The sequence below is a fragment of the Serratia sp. BNK-23 genome (assembly GCF_047456145.1).
Taxonomy (GTDB): Bacteria; Pseudomonadota; Gammaproteobacteria; order Enterobacterales; family Enterobacteriaceae; genus Serratia; species Serratia nematodiphila.
This window is the reverse complement of sequence record NZ_CP179900.1, coordinates 1,410,449-1,429,749: the sequence shown is the minus strand read 5'-3', so window position 1 is coordinate 1,429,749 and position 19,301 is coordinate 1,410,449. Positions and strand designations below refer to the sequence as shown.

At 60.3% G+C, this 19,301-nt stretch carries 22 protein-coding genes; 4 read left to right on the top strand and 18 right to left on the bottom strand.

Annotated elements, in window-relative coordinates; genetic code table 11:
- Positions 1-48: 48 nt before the first annotated feature.
- The 5 genes from ACMGF9_RS06770 to ACMGF9_RS06750 form a co-directional block, all read right to left on the bottom strand.
- Positions 49-1,008, bottom strand: coding sequence for a transketolase family protein (locus ACMGF9_RS06770; RefSeq protein WP_033632504.1), 960 nt, complete (start codon positions 1,006-1,008; stop codon positions 49-51).
- A complete protein-coding gene (locus ACMGF9_RS06765) occupies positions 1,001-1,852 on the bottom strand; it encodes a transketolase (RefSeq protein WP_118891834.1) in 852 nt (283 codons plus the stop codon). Before ACMGF9_RS06765 ends, ACMGF9_RS06770 begins: the two co-directional genes overlap by 8 nt.
- A gap of 13 nt (positions 1,853-1,865) precedes the next feature.
- Positions 1,866-3,245, bottom strand: a complete 1,380-nt coding sequence (locus tag ACMGF9_RS06760; RefSeq protein WP_004936074.1) for a PTS ascorbate transporter subunit IIC — start codon at positions 3,243-3,245, stop codon at positions 1,866-1,868.
- A 23-nt stretch (positions 3,246-3,268) separates the two neighbouring features.
- Complete coding sequence (locus ACMGF9_RS06755; RefSeq protein ID WP_015378585.1) at positions 3,269-3,550, bottom strand: PTS sugar transporter subunit IIB; 282 nt, start codon at positions 3,548-3,550, stop codon at positions 3,269-3,271.
- 92 nt (positions 3,551-3,642) lie between these two features.
- Positions 3,643-4,086, bottom strand: coding sequence for a PTS sugar transporter subunit IIA (locus ACMGF9_RS06750; RefSeq protein ID WP_021505562.1), 444 nt, complete (start codon positions 4,084-4,086; stop codon positions 3,643-3,645).
- A gap of 310 nt (positions 4,087-4,396) precedes the next feature.
- On the opposite strand from ACMGF9_RS06750, the gene ACMGF9_RS06745 reads away from it, so the two are divergent.
- The gene (locus ACMGF9_RS06745) at positions 4,397-5,416 is read left to right on the top strand and encodes a LacI family DNA-binding transcriptional regulator (RefSeq protein WP_021505563.1); all 1,020 of its coding nucleotides are present in this window, start codon (positions 4,397-4,399) and stop codon (positions 5,414-5,416) included.
- 54 nt (positions 5,417-5,470) lie between these two features.
- Here the strand turns inward: ACMGF9_RS06745 and yfcD are convergent, their stop codons facing one another.
- Positions 5,471-6,016, bottom strand: coding sequence for an NUDIX hydrolase YfcD (gene yfcD / locus ACMGF9_RS06740; protein ID WP_004936086.1), 546 nt, complete (start codon positions 6,014-6,016; stop codon positions 5,471-5,473).
- A 99-nt stretch (positions 6,017-6,115) separates the two neighbouring features.
- Complete coding sequence (yfcE, locus tag ACMGF9_RS06735) at positions 6,116-6,667, bottom strand: phosphodiesterase (protein WP_414160613.1); 552 nt, start codon at positions 6,665-6,667, stop codon at positions 6,116-6,118.
- Between the two features lie 244 nt (positions 6,668-6,911).
- Here yfcE and yfcG point away from each other — a divergent pair, with 244 nt between their 5' ends.
- From yfcG to ACMGF9_RS06720, 3 genes are all read left to right on the top strand, one after another.
- Complete coding sequence (gene yfcG / locus ACMGF9_RS06730) at positions 6,912-7,541, top strand: GSH-dependent disulfide bond oxidoreductase (RefSeq protein WP_004936091.1); 630 nt, start codon at positions 6,912-6,914, stop codon at positions 7,539-7,541.
- Positions 7,542-7,652: 111 nt separating this feature from the next.
- Entirely contained in the window at positions 7,653-8,024 is a 372-nt protein-coding gene (gene folX, locus ACMGF9_RS06725) for a dihydroneopterin triphosphate 2'-epimerase (RefSeq protein WP_004936094.1), read from the top strand.
- Positions 8,025-8,040: 16 nt separating this feature from the next.
- Positions 8,041-8,955: a TIGR01777 family oxidoreductase gene (locus tag ACMGF9_RS06720; protein ID WP_021505565.1), complete on the top strand. Its 915-nt coding sequence runs from the start codon at positions 8,041-8,043 to the stop codon at positions 8,953-8,955.
- A gap of 7 nt (positions 8,956-8,962) precedes the next feature.
- Here the strand turns inward: ACMGF9_RS06720 and hisP are convergent, their stop codons facing one another.
- The 11 genes from hisP to ACMGF9_RS06665 form a co-directional block, all read right to left on the bottom strand.
- The gene (hisP, locus tag ACMGF9_RS06715; RefSeq protein ID WP_004936098.1) at positions 8,963-9,736 is read right to left on the bottom strand and encodes a histidine ABC transporter ATP-binding protein HisP; all 774 of its coding nucleotides are present in this window, start codon (positions 9,734-9,736) and stop codon (positions 8,963-8,965) included.
- A gap of 20 nt (positions 9,737-9,756) precedes the next feature.
- Entirely contained in the window at positions 9,757-10,461 is a 705-nt protein-coding gene (locus tag ACMGF9_RS06710) for an ABC transporter permease (RefSeq protein ID WP_021505566.1), read from the bottom strand.
- Entirely contained in the window at positions 10,458-11,144 is a 687-nt protein-coding gene (locus tag ACMGF9_RS06705; protein ID WP_015378590.1) for a histidine ABC transporter permease HisQ, read from the bottom strand. The genes ACMGF9_RS06710 and ACMGF9_RS06705 overlap by 4 nt, the downstream gene beginning before the upstream one ends.
- A gap of 82 nt (positions 11,145-11,226) precedes the next feature.
- Complete coding sequence (gene hisJ, locus ACMGF9_RS06700; RefSeq protein WP_004936109.1) at positions 11,227-12,009, bottom strand: histidine ABC transporter substrate-binding protein HisJ; 783 nt, start codon at positions 12,007-12,009, stop codon at positions 11,227-11,229.
- A gap of 304 nt (positions 12,010-12,313) precedes the next feature.
- Positions 12,314-12,886 carry a UbiX family flavin prenyltransferase gene (locus ACMGF9_RS06695; protein WP_004936112.1) on the bottom strand — a complete coding sequence of 191 codons (573 nt, stop codon included), beginning with the start codon at positions 12,884-12,886 and terminating at the stop codon, positions 12,314-12,316.
- 135 nt (positions 12,887-13,021) lie between these two features.
- Positions 13,022-14,539: an amidophosphoribosyltransferase gene (gene purF / locus ACMGF9_RS06690; protein ID WP_021505567.1), complete on the bottom strand. Its 1,518-nt coding sequence runs from the start codon at positions 14,537-14,539 to the stop codon at positions 13,022-13,024.
- A gap of 21 nt (positions 14,540-14,560) precedes the next feature.
- A complete protein-coding gene (gene cvpA, locus ACMGF9_RS06685) occupies positions 14,561-15,061 on the bottom strand; it encodes a colicin V production protein (protein WP_004936119.1) in 501 nt (166 codons plus the stop codon).
- Positions 15,062-15,295: 234 nt separating this feature from the next.
- Positions 15,296-16,033 (bottom strand): cell division protein DedD, encoded by a 738-nt coding sequence (gene dedD, locus ACMGF9_RS06680; RefSeq protein WP_021505568.1) that lies wholly within the window; start codon positions 16,031-16,033, stop codon positions 15,296-15,298.
- Positions 16,034-17,299 carry a bifunctional tetrahydrofolate synthase/dihydrofolate synthase gene (gene folC, locus ACMGF9_RS06675; protein WP_031300547.1) on the bottom strand — a complete coding sequence of 422 codons (1,266 nt, stop codon included), beginning with the start codon at positions 17,297-17,299 and terminating at the stop codon, positions 16,034-16,036.
- A 190-nt stretch (positions 17,300-17,489) separates the two neighbouring features.
- Positions 17,490-18,398, bottom strand: coding sequence for an acetyl-CoA carboxylase, carboxyltransferase subunit beta (gene accD, locus ACMGF9_RS06670; RefSeq protein ID WP_004936126.1), 909 nt, complete (start codon positions 18,396-18,398; stop codon positions 17,490-17,492).
- A 232-nt stretch (positions 18,399-18,630) separates the two neighbouring features.
- Positions 18,631-19,293, bottom strand: a complete 663-nt coding sequence (locus tag ACMGF9_RS06665; protein ID WP_004936130.1) for a DedA family protein — start codon at positions 19,291-19,293, stop codon at positions 18,631-18,633.
- Positions 19,294-19,301 lie beyond the last annotated feature (8 nt).

The following is a 19,301-nucleotide window of genomic DNA, read 5'->3' as shown; positions in this document are numbered from 1 at the left end:
GCGATAAAAAAGCGCCGGTCATTGACCGGCGCTTTTCTTTTGCGTTCCCTAACGCGCCAGCAACTGCCCGGCAGCCTCCAGAATATGCTCGGCGGTCAGGCCGTACTCCTGCTGTAAAAACGCCTGAGTGCCCACCTGGCCGTAACGCTCCTTCACCCCCACGCGCCGCATCGGCGTCGGGCACTCCTCCGCCAGCACTTCCGCCACCGCCGATCCCAGCCCGTTATGAATGCTGTGGTTTTCACAGGTGACGATGCGTCCGGTCTTGGCCGCGTAGGTTTTGATCAGTTCACGGTCGATAGGCTTGAGGGTGAACATATCGATCACCGCCGCGCTGACACCCTGCCGCGCCAGCATCTCCGCCGCCTTCAGCGCCTCCGCCACCATGATGCCGTTGGCGATCAGCGTGATATCGTCACCGTCGCGCAGCAGGTTGCCCTTGCCGATGGTAAAGCGCGAGCCCTCCTGGTAGATGCGCGTCGCCTGCTTGCGGATGGTGCGCACCCAGTAGAAGCCACGCAGATCCATCAGCTGGCGCAGAACGTCGGCGAACATGGTGGCGTCGGTCACCTCCAGCACCACCGAATGCGCCAGCCCGCGCACGATGCCCATGTCTTCGAACGACATGTGGGTGCCGCCGTTGTGGCAGGCGCTCACCCCGGCGTCGGAAGCGATCACCTTGACGTTGTTGCGCTGGTAATCCAGCGACATGAACAGCTGATCGAAACAGCGGCGGCTGGCGAAGGCGGTGAAAGTGTGCACGAACGGCACCCGGCCGGTGAGCGATAGCCCGGCGGCGACGCCGATCACGTTGGCCTCCATGATGCCGCAGTTGATCACGTGCTGCGGGTGATCCTGGTGCACGCCGTCCATCGCCATCGAGCTCATCAAATCCGCCTCCAGCGCGATGATCGGCGCGCCCGCCTCAATCTGCCGCCGCACCGCGCCGGCGTAGACTTTGCGCATTTCGACGGTGTCGTTTTCCAACTGCGTCACTACGTTAAACATGGGCGGCCTCCAGTTCGGCGATGGCTTTTTCAATCTCCAGCTGCACGTCCGGCGTCAGGCGCAGGTGGTGTGAGTTCGACAGGTTTTCCAGATAGGTCACGCCCTGTCCCTTGATGCTGTCGAGCACGATCGCCAGCGGCCGCTGTTCACCGCCGCGCGCCGGCGCTACCGCCGCCAGCAGCGCCGCGATGTCGTCGCCCTTGACAGTCTGCACCTCAAAGCCGAAGGCGCGGAACTTGGCGGCCAGATCGAACGGTTGGATCACCTCGTCCAGCGCGCCGTCCAGCTGTTGCTTGTTGTAATCGATGAACAGCGTCAGGTTGTTCAGGTTGTGGTGGGCGATAAACTGGAACGCCTCCCAGCACTGTCCTTCATTCAGCTCCCCGTCGCCGAGAATGCTGAACACCCGATTGCGCCGCCCCGCCAGCCGATGGGATAACGCCATGCCGGCGGCGATCGACACGCCCTGCCCCAGTGAGCCGGTGGTGGCGTCCACGCCGCGCGTGCGCAGCCGGTCCGGGTGGCTTGGCAGGCGCGTGCCGTTCTGGTTGAGGGTTTGCAACTCCGCCAGCGGGAAGTAGCCCTTGATCGCCAGCGTGCTGTACAACGCCGGGCCGGCGTGCCCTTTCGACAGCACAAAGTCATCGCGTTCCGGCCAGTCCGGATCCGCCGGATCGATGCGCATCACGCCGCCGTACAGCACCGCCAGCGTCTCCACCACCGACATGCAGCCGCCATAGTGGCCGAAGCCCAGCCCGGTCAGCGCTTTCAGCGTTTCCAGGCGGATCGCGCGCGCCAAGGCACGCAGCTCTTCAATTTCCGTTTCGCTCGTTGTGTCGTTCATCAGTCTGCCCTCGTTATTTCTCGACGCGGTCAGCGGCCGGCGCGCCTTTGCGTTTTCCCAGGAAGTTATGCGCCACCAGCAGCGCGAACACGGCGACGATCGCCAACATGATCATCTCCTTCGACATAAAGCGCGCCATATTGCCCAGCAGGATGCCGATCGCGCCGAAGTCGGCGTCGGAGAAAGTGGTGTTGGCAAAACCAAGCGCCCCCAACACCGGCAGCAGCAGCACCGGCAGGAAGGTGATCAGCAGCCCGTTGGCAAAGGCGCCCAGCATCGCGCCGCGCCGCCCGCCGGTCGCGTTGCCGAACACCCCGGCGGTAGCGCCGGTGAAGAAATGCGGCACCACGCCGGGCAGGATCAGCACCATCTTCAGTTGCCCCAGCAGGAACAGCCCGGCCAACCCGCCAAGGAAGCTGAACAGGAAGCCGATCAGCACCGCGTTGGGGGCATAGGGATAAACCACCGGGCAATCCAACGCCGGCCGCGCGTTAGGCACCAGTTTTTCCGAGAAGCCGGTGAACGCCGGCACGATCTCCGCCAGAATCAAGCGCACGCCCTGCAGAATGATGAACACCCCGGCGGCGAAGGTGATGGCCTGGATAATCGAGTACACCAGGTAGTTCTGGCCGCCGCTGAGCTCGCTTTCCACATAGGCCCGCCCGGCGCAGATCGCCAGGATCAGGTAGATGACGATCATGGTCATCGAGATCGAAATGGAACTGTCGCGCAGGAAGCTGAGATTTTTCGGCAGGTTCATCTCTTCGGTCGAGCGCGAGTTTTTCCCCACTTTCGAGCCGATCCAACCGGACAGCACATAGCCCAGGGTGCCGAAGTGGCCGAAGGCGATATCGTCGTTGCCGGTGATGCGGCGCATATAGCGCTGGGCAATCGCCGGGAAGAACGCCATCACCAGCCCCAGGGTCAACGCGCCGGTAAACACCAGCTGCACGCCCTCGAAGCCTGCCACCGTCAGGATGATGCCGATCATGCAGGCCATGTAGAAGGTGTGGTGGCCGGTGAGGAAGATGTATTTCAGCCGGGTGAAGCGCGCCACCACGATGTTCGCCACCATGCCGAACGCCATGATCAAGGCGGTGGAAGCGCCGTATTTCTCCAGCGCGATAGAGACGATGGCTTCGTTGTTAGGAATGATGCCCTGAATATTAAACGCGTGTTCGAACATGCCGCCCAACGGATTGAGCGACCCGACCAATACCGTGGCGCCGCCGCCCAACACGATAAAGCCGAGAATGGTTTTTACCGTGCCTTTCACCACGTCGGAAAAGGATTTCTTTTGCGCCAGCAAACCGATCAGCGCAATAAGCCCGACCAGCACCGAAGGCACCTTTAATATATCCACCACAAACTTGAGCGTTTCCTGGATAAACATATCCACCTCGCCAATCGTTTTATTCAGAGGATTGAGTGGGCTTCGAAGTAAGCGCGCAGCTTGGCTTCCAGCTCATTGATGTCGATGATGTTGCTGATCACCACCAGCTGCTCGGCCGGCACGCTGGCGCTGTCGGCAATGTCTTTTGCCATCACGAACACGTCGGCCGCGCCGGGAGTGGCGGACGACAGATCGGAGTGTTCAACCTCGGCCTCCACCCCCATCTTTTTCAGCACCTTTTTAATGTTCATTTCCACCATAAAGCTGCTGCCGAGACCTGAACCGCAAATCGCCATGATTTTCATGATATCCACCTGTTGAATTTAGCGTGTAGGGTAGCGCCGCCGGTCATATTCCCGGCGTTGTTAGCATTAATAATGTTCCTGGTGATTAAACGTTAATAGCGGGCGATAATATCCTCGATTTGCCGTTTATCTTTGGCGTGAAATAACGCCTCCATGGCCTGGTTATCGGAAAATAATTCCGCCAGTTGCGAAATCAATTCGATGTGGCTGTTGCCGTCGGGTGCGGAAAGCATCACCACCACCTGAACCGGATCGTTATCCGCGGAATGAAAGTTCACCCCCTGATGGATCTTCAACAGCGATAACCCCAGCGCGCTGGCGCCTTCCTCCGGCCGGGCGTGTGGCATGGCGATGCCCGGCGCCAGGACAAAGTAAGGGCCGAGCTTCTCCTGCTGATGAAAGATGGCCGTCAGGTAATTCGGCGTAATCACACCGTCTTGCAGCAGCGGCTGCGCGCTCAGCGTTACCGCCTGGCGCCAGTCCTCCACCCGTTCGCACAGCTGTATATGATCGGCGGTCAGCCACTCTTTCAGCACGTTATCCTCCCGAGAGTCGATGATTGCGGCCGGTGATTAATTCACCGGCGACGGTAAAACTTTAATCAACCCCTCCTGGCCACACAGTGATGGATATCACAAAGATAGCGCTACCAAAGCGCTATCATGCAGATCTGTGATAGCGCTATCAAAACGCCGTGCTGCGGTATGACGTTAACCACAATTTTTTCTCGCTCTTTCGGGTAACGGGGTAGAATGTGCCGCATACGGGGATCGTCGAAGCCGCGCCGTCGGCTTCCCACCCTCACCATTTTTATGCGCCGCGCGCGCATTTCAGTCGGGATTTGGCATGTCGATCGGTAAAAAACGACGCAGCACGGGCAGGGTGACGTTGGCTGATGTAGCGCAGCTGGCGGGCGTCGGCACCATGACGGTGTCGCGCGCGCTGCGCACGCCGGAGCAGGTTTCAGACAAACTGCGCGAGAAGATTGAAGCCGCGGTGAGCGAGTTGGGGTATCTGCCCAACCTGGCCGCCAGTTCGCTGGCGTCGGCCTCCTCTTACACCATCGCCATGGTGGTGCCCAGCCTGTCCGAATCCGGCTGCGCCGAGATGTTCGCCGGCCTGCAGAAAGTGCTGCAGCCCGCCGGCTATCACATCATGCTGGCGGAGTCGCAGCACCACCTGGAACGCGAGGAGAAACTGCTGGAGACCCTGCTCTCTTACAACCTGGCGGCGGCGGTGCTGCTCAGCGTCGAGCATTCGCAAAATGCCCGCAACGCGTTGATCGCCGCCAACATTCCGGTGGTGGAGATCGGCGCCGTGCGCGCCGATCCGATCGACATGAGCATCGGCATCGATTACGTGGCGGCCATGTATCAGCTGACACAAACGGTGATCGCCAGCGGCTATCAGAATATCGGGCTGCTGTGCGCCAATCAGGAACAGTGGATTTTCCAGCAGCACCTGCAGGGCTGGCACAAGGCGCTGCTGCGCAACCATATGTCGCCGCATCGGGTGATCAACGCCGCGCAGCCCGCCAGCTTCAGCACCGGCGCGCAGCAGCTGCCGGAATTTTTGCTGGCCTGGCCGGAGCTGGACGCGCTGGTGTGCGCCTCGGACGAACTGGCGGGCGGCGCGCTGTATGAATGCCAGCGGCGGCGCATCAGGGTGCCGGACAATCTGGCGGTGGTGGGGTTCGGCAACAGCGAGTTCAGCCGGGTGTGCCAGCCGCCGCTGACCACCATGACCATTCCGCATCGCGATATCGGCATTCAGGCCGGCCAGGCGCTGCTGGCGCGGCTGAACGAGCAACCCTGGCAGCCGGCAGGTTCCCTGCCCGCCACGCTGTGCCGCCGTGACAGTTGCTGAATCCACAGCATAAAAAAAGCCGGTCGATGACCGGCTTTCTCACGCGTTGGCGTCTCAGTGGTTGTCGAGCGGCTTACCGTAATCCTGTTCGTTGTTGCGCGTCAGCCACAGCGACAGCGCCTTCAGCGAATCCGGGGTAAATTCGTCGCAGCGCGCGGTGATCTCTTCCGGCGTCAGCCAGCACACTTCAGCCACTTCTTCTTCCTGCAGCGCGAACGGGCCGTGCGACACACAGCTGAACAGCGCACCCCACACCCGGCACTGCTCTTCTTCGAAGTAGAACAGACCGTGTTCGGCGAAAGGCACGCCGGCGATGCCCAGCTCCTCTTCCGCCTCGCGGCGCGCCGAGTCCAGCACGTTTTCACCGCTTTGCACTACGCCACCCGCCGTCGCGTCCAGCCAGCCCGGGTAGAAGTCCTTGATCTCGGTGCGACGCTGCACCAGAATTTTTCCCATCCCATCATGCACCACAATATAGGTAGCACGATGACGCAGCCGCTCCGCCCGCATCTGTTGACGACTGGATTGCGCAATCACCTCGTTTTGCTCGTCGACGATATCAACCCATTCGGTATCTGCAGCCTGACCCTGTTCCGCCATCCTCTAAAACCTTCTATTTTGGCGCGATGCATCCCGCGCGCTGGTTAATCAATGAGTGTTTTTCAAAGATTTTTATTGTGTGTGTATAAATTAGTGCGTTTAGCGTGTTAACGCCACCTCCGCGACGACCTTGCCGTCGTCGAGCGCCAGCACGCGCAAAGTGCCCCGATCCAACATGCCGTAGCTGGCCGGACCCCCCCCTTTCGGGATGCTGACCGAGCCCGGATTGAAGCAATAGATCTCACCCTGCCGCTCCGCCTGCGGCAGATGCGTATGGCCGTAGGCCAGGACGTCACCGCGGGATAACGGCGGCAGTGCCGAGGGATGATAAAGGTGACCGTGGGTCAAAAACAATCGTCTTTTTTGCAGTAAAACCTGTTGCCAGGGCGCCTCGATAGGGAACGTCAGCAGCATCTGATCGACCTCGCTGTCGCAATTGCCGCGAACGGCGATGATCTTGTCGCTATAGCGATTCAATCGTTCGGCAACCTGAGCGGGCTGATACCCGGCCGGCAGCGCGTTGCGCGGGCCGTGATTCAGCAAATCGCCCAGAAGAATCAGCCAGTCGGCGCCCTGTTGTGCGAACAATTCCAGCACGCGTTCGGTAGCCGGCAGCGATCCGTGGATATCCGAGGCGAACATCAGCTTCATAACCTTGTCCTATAGAGGGAAATAAGCGCCATTTTACCGCGCCGGCGCCGTGCGGCAAACCGCCGCCCGCCCCGGTGTAGAATTGTGATCCAACTGCGCAGATAGCATCGGACGAATCCCACATAGCCTGCTATCCTTAGCTGCTATTGTTGGATCTCTGATATACCTTTGTGCGCGGCTTGTGCGCGGCGAAGACCGCAGCAACGTGTAATGAATTACAGATCACCTTACCGCAGGAGGCAACATGATTGACCTGTATTACGCGCCTACTCCCAATGGTCACAAGATCACCTTGTTTCTGGAAGAGGTCGGCTTGCCCTACCGTATCCATCGCGTAAACATCAGCGCCGGCGAGCAGTTCAAACCGGACTTTCTGAGCATTTCTCCCAACAACAAAATCCCGGCGATTGTCGATCAGCAACCGGTGGACGGCGGCGCGCCAATCAGCCTGTTCGAGTCCGGGGAAATCCTGCTGTATCTGGCGGAGAAGACCGGCAAGCTGCTGAGCAAGGGCCTGCGCGAACGCGCCGCCACCCTGCAGTGGCTGTTCTGGCAGGTGGCCGGGTTCGGGCCGATGCTCGGGCAGAATCACCACTTTAACCACTACGCGCCGCAGCCGGTGCCTTACGCCATCGAGCGTTACCATCTGGAAACCAAACGGCTGTACGGCGTGCTGGACGCTGAACTGCAAAAACACCCGTACCTGGGCGGCGATAACTACAGCATCGCGGATATCGCCACCTACCCGTGGGTGGTGTCGCATCCGCGCCAGCGCATCGATCTGGCAGATTACCCGGCGGTGCGCAACTGGTTCGAGCGCATCAGCAACCGCCCGGCGACCGAGCGCGCCTACAAACTGGCCGAACAAGCCTAAGCGCCTCCTCCGACTCCCCGTCGGCCGGGGAGTCACATCGTCCTCACGTTATCATTTCCTTACTTTCCGTGTATTCTGAACGCTAATAATCAGACCTATGGAGAATCTCTGATGTCTTTCAGTCAACCCGACGCCGTTATTCGCATTAAAAATCTGCGGCTGCGCACGTTCATCGGTATCAAGGAAGAGGAAATCAACAACCGGCAGGACGTGCTGATCAACGTGGTGATCCACTACCCGGCGGACAAGGCGCGCAACAGCGAAGACATCGCCGACGCGCTCAACTACCGCACCATCACCAAAGCGATCATCCGCCATGTGGAAGATAACCGTTTCGCGTTGCTGGAAAAATTAACGCAGGATGTGCTCGACATCGTAAAAGAACACGCCTGGGTAACCTATGCTGAAGTGGAGATAGATAAACTTCTGGCTCTGCGCTACGCCGATTCGGTCTCCATGACCATGAGCTACCGCCGGGGCTAACTCAGGGAGGTAGACCATGCGGATCCTGATCACCGGCGCAACGGGATTGATAGGCAGCAGCCTGACGGCAAGACTGCTGGCGCTTTCTCACCACATTACGGTACTGACCCGCGACGAGCGGCGCGCCCGAGCCAGGCTGGGCGATCGGCCGAGCTATTGGCAAACGCTGGACGACCGGCAGTCGCTGGATGACTTCGACGCGGTGATCAACCTGGCCGGCGAACCTATCGCCGACAAGCGCTGGAGCGCGCAGCAGAAAGAGCGCCTGTGCCGCAGCCGCTGGGATCTGACCGAACGCCTGGCGCAGCTGATCAAGGCCGGCAGCACGCCGCCCGGCGTGCTGATTTCCGGTTCCGCCGTCGGCTACTACGGCGATCAGGGGCAGGCGGTGGTCACCGAAGAGGAGCCGCCGCACGACGAATTCACCCACCAGCTGTGCCAGCGCTGGGAAACGCTGGCGCTGCAGGCGCAGAGCGACGCCACCCGCGTCTGCCTGCTGCGCACCGGCGTGGTGCTGGCGCCACAGGGCGGCGCGCTGGCCAAAATGCTGCCGCCGTTCCGCTTCGGACTGGGCGGCCCGATCGGCGACGGCCGCCAATACCTGCCGTGGATCCACCTCGAAGACATGGTCAACGGCATTATTTATCTGCTGGATCACGCCACGCTGACCGGCCCGTTCAACATGGTCGCTCCCTACCCGGTGCACAACGAACAGTTCGCCGCCCAATTGGCCAACGTGCTCGATCGCCCGGCGTTTCTGCGGGTGCCGGCGTTCGTCATGCGTTTGTTGATGGGGGAAGCGGCGGTGCTGGTGCTCGGCGGCCAGCGGGCGGTGCCGAAGCGCCTGGAAGAAGCCGGCTTCCACTTCCGCTATCTGGAGCTGGAACAGGCGTTGGATGACGTTGTCAATCAGCGGGCCGAAGCCCGCTGATCTGAGGTTACTTCAACGCGCCGGACAGGAACTGCTGCAGGCGCGGGCTTTTGGGGTTGCCGAACAGCTCGGCCGGCGGCCCCTGTTCTTCAATCAACCCTTTGTGCAGGAAGATCACGTGGTTGGAAACGTGGCGCGCAAACTCCATTTCGTGCGTCACCACCACCATGGTCTTCCCCTCCTCCGCCAGCTTCTGCATGATGCGCAGCACCTCGCCCACCAGTTCGGGATCCAGCGCCGACGTCGGTTCGTCAAACAGCAGCACCTCCGGCTCCATCGCCAATGCGCGGGCGATAGAGACGCGCTGCTGCTGACCGCCCGACAGGTGCACCGGGTATTTGCCGCGCGCCCGCTCGTCGATGCCCACTTTGTCCAGGTAGCGCACCGCGCGCTCGTGCGCGTCGGCCTTGCTCAGCCCCAGCACCTGCACCGGCGCTTCCATCACGTTCTCCAGCACCGTCATGTGGCTCCACAGGTTAAAGTGCTGGAACACCATAGTCAGGCGGGTGCGCAGCAGCTGCAGCTGCTTCTTGTCGAATACCTTCAGCTGGCCGTCCTTGTCGCGCACCATGCGAATATCTTCGTTGTTCAGACTGATCGAACCTTCGCTCGGCTTCTCAAGGAAGTTGATGCAGCGCAGAAAGGTGCTTTTGCCGGAGCCGGAGGAGCCGATGATGCTGATCACATCCCCGGCGTTGGCCGCCAGCGAGACGCCCTTCAGCACTTCGTGGTCGCCATAGCGTTTGTGCAGTTCCGTGACGGCTAATTTATTTTCAGACATGGTTTTCTTCCCGTCATTTATCAGTGACTAACGTGTGCCATCCAGCGTCTTTCAGCCTTGCGGAACAGGCTGATTAACACGTAGGAGATGATCAGGTACAGCACCGCCGCGATGCCGAAGGCGTAGAACGGCTGATAGGTCGCGGCGTTGATGTCGCGCGCGATCTTCAGCAGATCCGGCACGGTGGCGGTAAACGCCAGCGCGGTGGAATGCAGCATCAGGATCACCTCGTTGCTGTAAGCCGGCAGCGCGGTGCGCAGCGCCGAAGGCAAAATGATGCAGCGATACATCTTGAAGCGCGAGAAACCGTAGGCGTTGGCGGCCTCGATTTCACCGTGCGGCACCGAGCGGATCGCCCCGGCGAAGATCTCGGTGGTATAAGCGCAGGTGTTGAGCGTCAGCGCCAGGATGGTGCAGTTGAGCCCGCTGCGGAAAAACGCATTGAGAAACTCGCTGCCGCGCACGATCTCGAGGCTGTACATGCCGGAGTAGAACACCAGCAGCTGCACGTACAGCGGCGTACCGCGAAACACATAGGTGTAGAGCCACACCGGGAAACGCACCCAGCGCAGGGAAGACACGCGCGCCACCGCCATCGGGATCGCCAGCAGCCCGCCCATCACCACTGAAGCGATCAGCAGCCACAGCGTGATCGCCACGCCGGTAAAGCGGTAGCCGTCGCTCCACAGCAGCGACTGCCAGTACTGTTGCAGGATATCGATCATAGCTCGGCCCTCTTGACGCCCAGTGAGTAACGCCGTTCAAGCCACAGCAGCACGCCGTTGGAAACGGTAGTGAAGACCAGATACACCACGCCGGCCACGATGGCGAAGAAGAACGGCTGATAGGTGCCTTTCCCCGCCAGCTGCGTGGCTTTGACCACGTCGTTCAGGCCGAGAATCGACACCAGCGCCGTCGCCTTCAGGATCACCTGCCAGTTGTTGCCGATGCCCGGCAGGGCAAAACGCATCATCGCCGGGAACAGAATGCGCCGGAAGATCTGCGCGCCGCTGAAGCCATAGGCCGTCGCCGCTTCGATCTGCCCTTTCGGCACCGCCAGATAAGCGCCGCGGAAGGTCTCGGTAAAATAAGCGCCGTAGATAAAGCCGAGGGTTATGATGCCGGCGCCGAGCGGATCGATATCGATCTGCGCGAAGCCCAGCAGCGTAGTGATATTGTTCAGCGCGATTTGCAGACCATAAAAGATCAGCAGCATCAGCACCAGATCGGGCACGCCGCGGATCAGCGTGGTATAGGCGCCGAACAGGCCGGAGATAAAGGGGTTATGAGACAGTTTGCCACCGGCGCCGATCAGGCCGATCACCACCGCCAGCAGCACGGAACTGAGGGCCAGCTCCAGCGTCACCAGAGCCCCCTCGAAAATCAGTTGGGAATAGCCTTGCAGCATCTACTTCACCCTGTGGTCTAGGATCCGAACCATCGGGGCCGGCACGCCGGCCCCACAGTCACAGCATGGAACGGTAAGCGGATTACCCGCCATAGACGTCAAAGTCGAAGTACTTTTTCGCGTATTTGTCGTAGGTGCCGTCTTTGCGCATCTCGGCGAAAGCTTTGTCCAGCGCCGCCTTCAGCTCGGTATCGGTCTTGCGCAGCCCCATGCCGGTGCCGACGCCGAAGAACTTGTCATCCTTCACCGATTCGCCGGCGAACGCATAGTCTTTGCCCGGCGGCTGTTTCAGGAAGCCGTCGCTGCCCGCCACTTCATCCTGGAAGGCGGCGTCGATACGCCCGGAAGCCAAATCGGCGTAAACCAGATCCTGGTTCTGGTAAGGCACGACGGTGATGCCCTTCGGCTGCCACATGGCGTTGGCGTAGGCTTCCTGGGTAGTGCCCTGCAACACGCCCACGCTCTTGCCTTTCAGGGCGTCCACGGTAGGCAACAGCTTGGATCCTTTCGGCGCGATCAGACGCGCGTTGGCGGCATACAGCTTGTCGGTAAAGGCGATTTCCTGCTGGCGTTTTTCGGTGATGGACAGCGAAGAGATGATGGCGTCGATTTTCTTCGCCTTGAGGGATGGGATCAGCGCGTCGAAGTCGCTCTCCACGAAGGTGCATTGGGTATTGATGCGTTTGCACAGCTCTTTGGCCAAATCGATGTCAAAGCCAACCAATTCGCCTTTGGCGTTTTTGGATTCAAACGGTGCGTAAGTCGGATCGGTGCCAATCTTCAGCGTGGAAGGAATGGCGGCAAAGGCGCTGCTGGCGGCGCTCAAAGCCAGAACTAACGGCAAAATCAAAACCCGCTTTTTCATAAATTACCCTCAAATTGATTTTTTTGATGCCACTACGGGCATTACTTTTCCCCACCAAATCAATTTGCAGTAATCGTGCCACATTAGGTGCTACGGGCGGAGGGAACGGCTCCGGCCTTCACAATACTGTTTCCTGGGACGATAACCGCAAAATTAAATCGGCCGCTCGGGGCCGCGCCACTGGCAGCCGCGATAAGGCGGCGCCATGAAACAGTGAACGTGATGAAGTGGGATCATTATGGTGCATGCGCCGCCCTAATTCAGTGCGGTGTTGCACAAATGTACCAATTTGGGGATGAAAATGTTAATCAGCGCCCTGCCAGCGGGTGAACAGATCGGCCGGCAGTTCGATATCAAACTGATCGATCACCCGATTGACGGTCTGATCGATGATGTCTTCCACGCTTTTCGGCTGGTGGTAAAACGCCGGCACCGGCGGCATGATCACCGCCCCCATCTCCGCCGCCTGCGTCATCAGCCGCAGGTGCCCAAGGTGCAGCGGCGTTTCCCGCACGCACAGCACCAAACGGCGGCGCTCTTTGAGCACCACGTCGGCGGCGCGGGTCAGCAGCCCGTCGCTGTAGCTGTTGACGATGCCGGACAGGGTTTTGATCGAACATGGCAGGATCGCCATACCCAGGGTTTTGAAAGAGCCGGAGGAGATGGCGGCGGCGATATCGCGCGCATCGTGCACCACGTCGGCCAGCGCCTGCACTTCACGCAGACTGTACGGCGTTTCCAGCGCCAGCGTCTGCCGTGCAGCGTTGCTCATCACCAGATGGGTTTCCACCTCTGCGACGTCGCGCAAAACCTGTAACAGGCGCACGCCGTAGATCGCGCCGCTGGCGCCGGAAATGCCGATGATGAGTCGTTTCATGGAAAATGGCCTCTGCCGTAAAAAGTAAGATCAGGCAGACTTTGCCGCAATGGCGAGGGATAAGCAAGTTCACAGGAGCAAGGCGCACCGCCGCAGACGCGGCGATGCCCCCCCCCGAGTAATCAACGCGGCCGGTTAGCCTTCGTTGTGCAGTTCCAGATTTTCCGCTTCGGTTTGCCCTCGCAGCGCCTTGGCGTCGTCGCTGCGCAGCGACTCCAGGTATTCCAGATAGCTTTGATCGACGTCTTTGGTCACGTAGATGCCGTTGAATACCGAGCATTCGAACTGGCTGATGTCCGGGTTCTCTTCGCGCACCGCTTCGATCAGATCGTCCAGGTCCTGGAAGATCAGCCCGTCGGCGCCGATGATCTGGCGGATTTCATCCACTTCACGCCCGTGGGCGATCAGTTCGTTGGCGCTCGGCATGTCGATGCCGTAGACGTTAGGGAAACGCACTTCCGGCGCGGCGGAAGCCAGATAGACGCGCTTGGCGCCCGCTTCGCGCGCCATTTCGACGATCTGCTCCGAAGTGGTGCCGCGCACGATGGAGTCATCCACCAGCAGCACGTTCTTGTCGCGGAATTCGGCGCGGTTGGCGTTCAGCTTGCGGCGCACCGACTGACGGCGCGCCTGCTGGCCCGGCATGATGAAGGTGCGGCCGACGTAGCGGTTCTTCACAAAGCCCTGGCGGTAGGGCTTCTCGAGAATACGCGCGATCTCCAGCGCGATGTCGCAGGAGGTTTCCGGGATCGGGATCACCACGTCGATGTCCAGATCTTCCCATTCGCGGGCAATCTTCTCACCCAGCTTCTGGCCCATGCGCACGCGGGCGCTGTAGACCGAGATCTTGTCCATAAAGGAGTCCGGGCGAGCGAAATAGACGTATTCAAACAGGCACGGGTTGGTTTTCGGGTTCTCTGCGCACTGGCGGGTGAACAGCTGGCCCTTGGTGGTGATGTACACCGCTTCGCCCGGCGCCACATCGCGCAGGAACTCAAAGCCCAGGGTATCCAGCGCCACGCTCTCGGAAGCCACCATGTACTCGCTGCGGCCATCCTCCAGCGTGCGCTTGCCGATCACCAGCGGGCGAATGCCGTTCGGATCGCGGAACGCCAGCAGGCCATGGCCGATGATCATCGCCACGCAGGCGTAAGCGCCGCGCAGTTGCTGATGCATGGCGGCGACCGCGGTAAAGATGTTGTCGGCCTCCAGCGGATAGTGCGGGAAGCGATCCAGCTCGCTGGCCAGCACGTTCAGCAGGATTTCCGAGTCGGAGGTGGTGTTGACATGGCGGCGGCCGCTTTCGAACAGCTTTTGGCGCAGCTCATGGGCGTTGGTCAGGTTGCCGTTGTGGGCCAGCGTAATGCCGAACGGCGAGTTGACGTAGAAAGGCTGGGCCTCAGAGGCGCTCGAGCTGCCGGCCGTCGGGTAACGCACATGGCCAATGCCCATGTTGCCCTGCAAGCGTTGCATATGGCGCGCCTCAAACACATCTTTCACCAGGCCGTTGGCTTTACGCAAACGGAACCCGTTGTGGGCGTCAATGGTGACGATGCCTGCGGCATCCTGGCCACGGTGCTGAAGCACCGTCAGCGCATCATAAATCGACTGGTTTACCGGCATGAAACCGGCGATACCGACAATACCGCACATGTTGTCTTTTCCTCATCAGCGCTACCGCCCCGGCAATTGGGTCGGCAAGAAACTCGACGTGCTCTGCAGGTAGTCAAAGAACCACCTGATGACGTAACTGAACTGGGGAATCAGCTGCGACTGTTTCCAGTCGGCACTCTGTGAAAAGCCGGTAAAGGTATCCAGGAAGAACAGGATCGCCGCGACGATCAATACTCCGCGCAGCGCGCCGAAGCAGATGCCCAACACCCGGTCGGTGCCCGACAACCCGGTTTTCTCTACCAGTGAGCTAATCACATAGTTAACAATAGCCCCTACGATCAGGGTCGCGATGAACAAAATCGCGATCGCGATGCCGTTTCGCACCAGTTCATCTTCAAAACGAGTGAAATAGACCGCAAGGTAAGAGTAGAAATGGCTGGCAACAAAAAACGCACATCCCCATGTCACAAGTGACAATGCTTCGCGAACAAACCCTCGGATCAGGCTCACCAGAGCCGAAAATCCAATCACCGCTATAATGACGTAATCAATCCAGACCATGAACTATTCCAATGATGAATCGCCCCTGCATCCAATTCGCGGCGAATTCTAACAGAAAAAGAAAACGTTTGCGTAGGGGATTTCCTACCACGTTACAAATAAAAAGCGGCGATCAAAAAATTCCCAATCGCCGCGCCTACATAGGTGATTTCGCCTGTAAAAGGCGCGGTTTTTCTCGCTTTCTCTCCACCACTCCTTAATTCAGGGGCGCATCGTGCTGCGCCCCTGCGGGGTTTAACGGCCGTACGGCTTCACCTGCCCGCTCAGCCCGCTGATCGAGTTCAGCGACGGCAGCGCCGCCTGCAGCTTCTGCTTGGAGGCATCCGGGCCGACGTAGATGCGGGTGATCTGCCCCTGCACCGGCGTTGACGGCACGGTAAAGGCGCGATAGCCCGAGAGGCGCAGCGAGGCGACAATCTCGTTCGCCTTGGCGGCATTTTTCAACGCCCCGAGCTGCACGACGTAGGCTTGCCCGGCCGGCGCTTTTTCTTCCGCCGGTTTCGGCTGCGGCGTCGGTTCAGGTTTCGGCGTCGGCTCCGGCTTCGGTACCGGCTTCACTTCCACCGGTTTCGGTTGCGGCGCCGGTTTCGGTTTCACTTCCACCGGTTTGGTTTCTACCGGTTTCGGCTTGGGCTGTGGCACCGGTTGAGGACGCGTTTCGACCGGCGGCGGCGCCACCTGCGTCGGTTGCTGAGCGCTCTGCCGCACTGCCTGTTGCGCCGCCGCTTCGTTGGCCGCCTGCTGCTCGACCAGCGCGCCCGCCCCTTCCGGCGGCTGCGCCGGCAACGGTTGCGTCACCGGTGGCAGCACGTCGTTCTCTTCGACGTCGCCCGCCTTCGGCACCAACGGAATGGCCGCGAATTCATCCTCGTAATGCTTCTTTTTGCCGTCCAGCAACCCTGGCAGGATGATCACCCCCAGCGCCACCAGAATCACGGTTCCGACCAGTCGGTTCTGAAATTTACTCGCCACTCACACTCCCCGCATCTCGTCTGACGCCGCCATCACCTGCGCCACGGTGTGGAACGATCCACAGACGATCACAATATCCTGTTTATCAGCATCCTGCATAGCCTGCCGCCAGGCAGTTTCGACATCATTAAAGCGTCGCGGTTCCGCCAGATGTTGCGCCAGCTGTTCGACGCTGGCGCCGCGCGGCCCGTCGAGCGGCGCGCAGTACCATTCATCCACCTGCTCGCTCAGGCAGGCCAGCGTGCCGGCGATGTCCTTGTCCGACAGCATGCCCACCACCGCGCGCACCTTGCCGCCGTTGCGCGGCAGTTTGGCCAGACGCCCGGCCAGATAGCCGGCGGCGTGCGGATTGTGCGCCACATCGAGGATCAGCGTCGGCTCCCGCCGCACGATCTGGAAACGCCCCGGCAGCGTAGCCTGCTGCAGGCCGGTGAAAATCGCGCGTTCGTCGATTTCCAGCGGAGAACAGTTGAGCGCCGCCAGCGCGGTAGCGGCGTTGGCCAGCGGTACGTTCGGCGTCGGCAGATCGGTCAACAGCGTGTCGCCGCCCTGCCACTGCCAGCGATCGCCCTGCTCGCTGAAGCACCAGGCTTCGCCGCGGCGAGACAGCGGCGCGCCCAGCGTTTCGGCAACCTGACGAATGCTGTCCGGCATGTCGGGTTCACCGACCACCGCCGGTTTGCCGCTGCGGAAAATGCCGGCCTTTTCACGGCCGATGCTTTCGCGATCGTTACCCAGCCAGTCGGTGTGATCGAGCGCAATGCTGGTGATCACCGCCACGCTCGGATCGACGATGTTGGTGGCGTCGAGGCGCCCGCCCAGGCCCACTTCCAGGATCACCACGTCGAGCCGCGCCTGTTTGAACAGCTGCAGCGCCGACAGGGTGCCGAATTCGAAATAGGTCAGCGACGTTTCGCCGCGGCCGGCTTCAATGGCGGCGAACGAGCGGCTGTGCTCCGCTTCGCTCAGCTCTTCCCCCTGAATGCGCACGCGTTCGGTATAGCGTACCAGATGCGGCGAACTGTAGACGCCGACGCGCAGGCCGGCGGCCAGCAGAATCGCTTCAAGGGTGCGACAGGTGGTGCCTTTGCCGTTGGTGCCGGCAACGGTGAACACCGTGGGTGCGGGGGTCAGTAAATCCAGATGCGCCGCGACGCGCTGTACGCGCTCAAGGCCGAGTTCGATCGCCTGGCTGTGCAGACGTTCCAGATAATAAAGCCACGAGCTCAATGGCGACGTGGCTTGGGGAATTTGGTGGTTTTGCATGAGTCCCATCACTGAACTTGGGTTCATTAATCCATCAGGGCACCACCCTCACCGCGGTAAAGGCGATGCGCTTCGTGACTGCCGCCAGCCTGCCAACCGCAGCGGATAGGCTACGGCCGGCGGAGAGCGGGCATCAGCCGTCACTTAGCCACAAAGTGGCGGCTGAACCCGGGCGGGATCTGTCTTTGCCTCAGGCGTCGGCCTGCTGCTCCGGCTCAATGACCGGCGCGGCCTCATCGAAATGCGGCTGCGGCTGGTTGGTCAGCTTGGACAGAATGCTCGCCAACGTTTGGCGCATTTCCGGACGGCGAACGATCATGTCGATCGCGCCTTTTTCGATCAGGAACTCGCTGCGCTGGAAGCCTGGTGGCAGTTTCTCGCGCACGGTTTGCTCGATAACGCGCGGGCCGGCAAAACCGATCAGCGCTTTCGGCTCGGCGATGTTGATATCGCCCAGCATCGCCAGGCTGGCGGAGACACCGCCCATGGTCGGGTCGGTCAGCACGGAGATATACGGCAAGCCGCGCTCCTGCATTTTGGCCAACGCCGCGCTGGTTTTCGCCATCTGCATCAGCGACATCAGCGCTTCCTGCATACGCGCGCCGCCGCTGGCGGAGAAGCACACCAACGGACAGTTGTCCTCCAGCGCCTGCTCAACCGCACGCACGAAACGCGCGCCGACCACGGAAGACATCGAGCCGCCGATGAAGGCGAATTCGAAGGACGCGGCGACGATCGGCATACCGTACAGCGTGCCCTTCATCACCACCAGCGCGTCTTTCTCGCCGGTCGCTTTCTGTGCGGCGACCAGACGATCTTTATAGCGCTTGGAATCCTTGAATTTCAGAACGTCCTTCGGCTCCAGATCGCTGCCCAGCTCCACTTCGCTGCCTTCGTCCAGCAGGGTATGCAGACGCGCGCGCGCACCCATACGCATGTGGTGGTCGCACTTCGGACACACTTCCAGATTACGCTCCAGCTCGGCGCGGTAGAGAACCTGGCCGCAGCTGTCGCATTTAGTCCAGACCCCTTCAGGAATGCTCGCCTTACGGGTTTGTGTGATATTGCTCTTGTTAAGAATTCGTTCAATCCAGCTCATCGATGACCTTTCTGTTTGAACCTGGCACACGCCAGTCCGCTGTTCATGCTTTAACAATCCCCCCGAAAACACCCCAATGAAAAAATGCCCGTTCGCGGCGCGGCAAGCGCGGCGACTGAGGCATCGGCTTCAGGGTTGTTCGCAGGAACAGACCATAATGTCGCTCATTAAACCATATCGGCCCGACGCTGTGGACAAAAAACTGGTCGAACCGACAGGTTAAGCGATGTTTTTACTGTTTTTGCTGGCGGGCGGCCGCGCGCTTGTGGCGCCAAATTTCAATCACCCCCGGCAGAATCGAAACGATGATGATCCCGACGATCAACAGTTTCAGGTTCTCCTGCACCACCGGCAGATCGCCGAACAGGTAGCCAGCATAAGTGAAGAGCAGCACCCAAACCAGTGCGCCAATCACGTTGTAGGCGGCGAAGTGGCGATAGGACATATGCCCCATACCGGCGACGAACGGCGCAAAAGTACGCACGATCGGCACGAATCGCGCCAGAATAATCGTTTTCCCGCCGTGCTTCTCATAAAACTGATGCGTTTTATCCAGGTAGCTGCGGCGGAAGATTTTCGAATTCGGGTTGCTGAACAGCTTCTCGCCGAACAACCGCCCGATAGTGTAGTTCACCGCATCGCCGATGATCGCCGCCACGGCCATCAACGCCACCATGGTGTGCACGTTCAGATCGTTGGTCGGCAACGCCGCCAGCGCGCCGGCGACGAACAGCAAAGAATCCCCCGGCAGGAACGGCGTCACCACCAGACCGGTTTCACAAAACAGGATCAGGAACAGAATAGCGTAGACCCACATGCCGTATTGTGCGACCAGTTCGGCCAGGTGCACATCAATATGCAGAATGAAATCAATAATAAACTTGATGATGTCCATAAATTCTC

Bases quoted from the DNA above. Each gene is read 5' to 3' on its own strand.
- folC (WP_031300547.1), bottom strand. From the start codon at position 17,299: ATGCAAAACCACCAAATTCCCCAAGCCACGTCGCCATTGAGCTCGTGG.
- ACMGF9_RS06745 (WP_021505563.1), top strand. From the start codon at position 4,397: ATGTCGATCGGTAAAAAACGACGCAGCACGGGCAGGGTGACGTTGGCT.
- yfcG (WP_004936091.1), top strand. From the start codon at position 6,912: ATGATTGACCTGTATTACGCGCCTACTCCCAATGGTCACAAGATCACC.
- yfcE (WP_414160613.1), bottom strand. From the start codon at position 6,667: ATGAAGCTGATGTTCGCCTCGGATATCCACGGATCGCTGCCGGCTACC.
- hisJ (WP_004936109.1), bottom strand. From the start codon at position 12,009: ATGAAAAAGCGGGTTTTGATTTTGCCGTTAGTTCTGGCTTTGAGCGCC.
- ACMGF9_RS06765 (WP_118891834.1), bottom strand. From the start codon at position 1,852: ATGAACGACACAACGAGCGAAACGGAAATTGAAGAGCTGCGTGCCTTG.
- ACMGF9_RS06720 (WP_021505565.1), top strand. From the start codon at position 8,041: ATGCGGATCCTGATCACCGGCGCAACGGGATTGATAGGCAGCAGCCTG.
- cvpA (WP_004936119.1), bottom strand. From the start codon at position 15,061: ATGGTCTGGATTGATTACGTCATTATAGCGGTGATTGGATTTTCGGCT.
- ACMGF9_RS06705 (WP_015378590.1), bottom strand. From the start codon at position 11,144: ATGCTGCAAGGCTATTCCCAACTGATTTTCGAGGGGGCTCTGGTGACG.
- hisP (WP_004936098.1), bottom strand. From the start codon at position 9,736: ATGTCTGAAAATAAATTAGCCGTCACGGAACTGCACAAACGCTATGGC.
- purF (WP_021505567.1), bottom strand. From the start codon at position 14,539: ATGTGCGGTATTGTCGGTATCGCCGGTTTCATGCCGGTAAACCAGTCG.
- folX (WP_004936094.1), top strand. From the start codon at position 7,653: ATGTCTTTCAGTCAACCCGACGCCGTTATTCGCATTAAAAATCTGCGG.
- ACMGF9_RS06760 (WP_004936074.1), bottom strand. From the start codon at position 3,245: ATGTTTATCCAGGAAACGCTCAAGTTTGTGGTGGATATATTAAAGGTG.
- ACMGF9_RS06755 (WP_015378585.1), bottom strand. From the start codon at position 3,550: ATGAAAATCATGGCGATTTGCGGTTCAGGTCTCGGCAGCAGCTTTATG.
- accD (WP_004936126.1), bottom strand. From the start codon at position 18,398: ATGAGCTGGATTGAACGAATTCTTAACAAGAGCAATATCACACAAACC.
- ACMGF9_RS06710 (WP_021505566.1), bottom strand. From the start codon at position 10,461: ATGATCGATATCCTGCAACAGTACTGGCAGTCGCTGCTGTGGAGCGAC.
- ACMGF9_RS06665 (WP_004936130.1), bottom strand. From the start codon at position 19,293: ATGGACATCATCAAGTTTATTATTGATTTCATTCTGCATATTGATGTG.
- ACMGF9_RS06695 (WP_004936112.1), bottom strand. From the start codon at position 12,886: ATGAAACGACTCATCATCGGCATTTCCGGCGCCAGCGGCGCGATCTAC.
- ACMGF9_RS06770 (WP_033632504.1), bottom strand. From the start codon at position 1,008: ATGTTTAACGTAGTGACGCAGTTGGAAAACGACACCGTCGAAATGCGC.
- yfcD (WP_004936086.1), bottom strand. From the start codon at position 6,016: ATGGCGGAACAGGGTCAGGCTGCAGATACCGAATGGGTTGATATCGTC.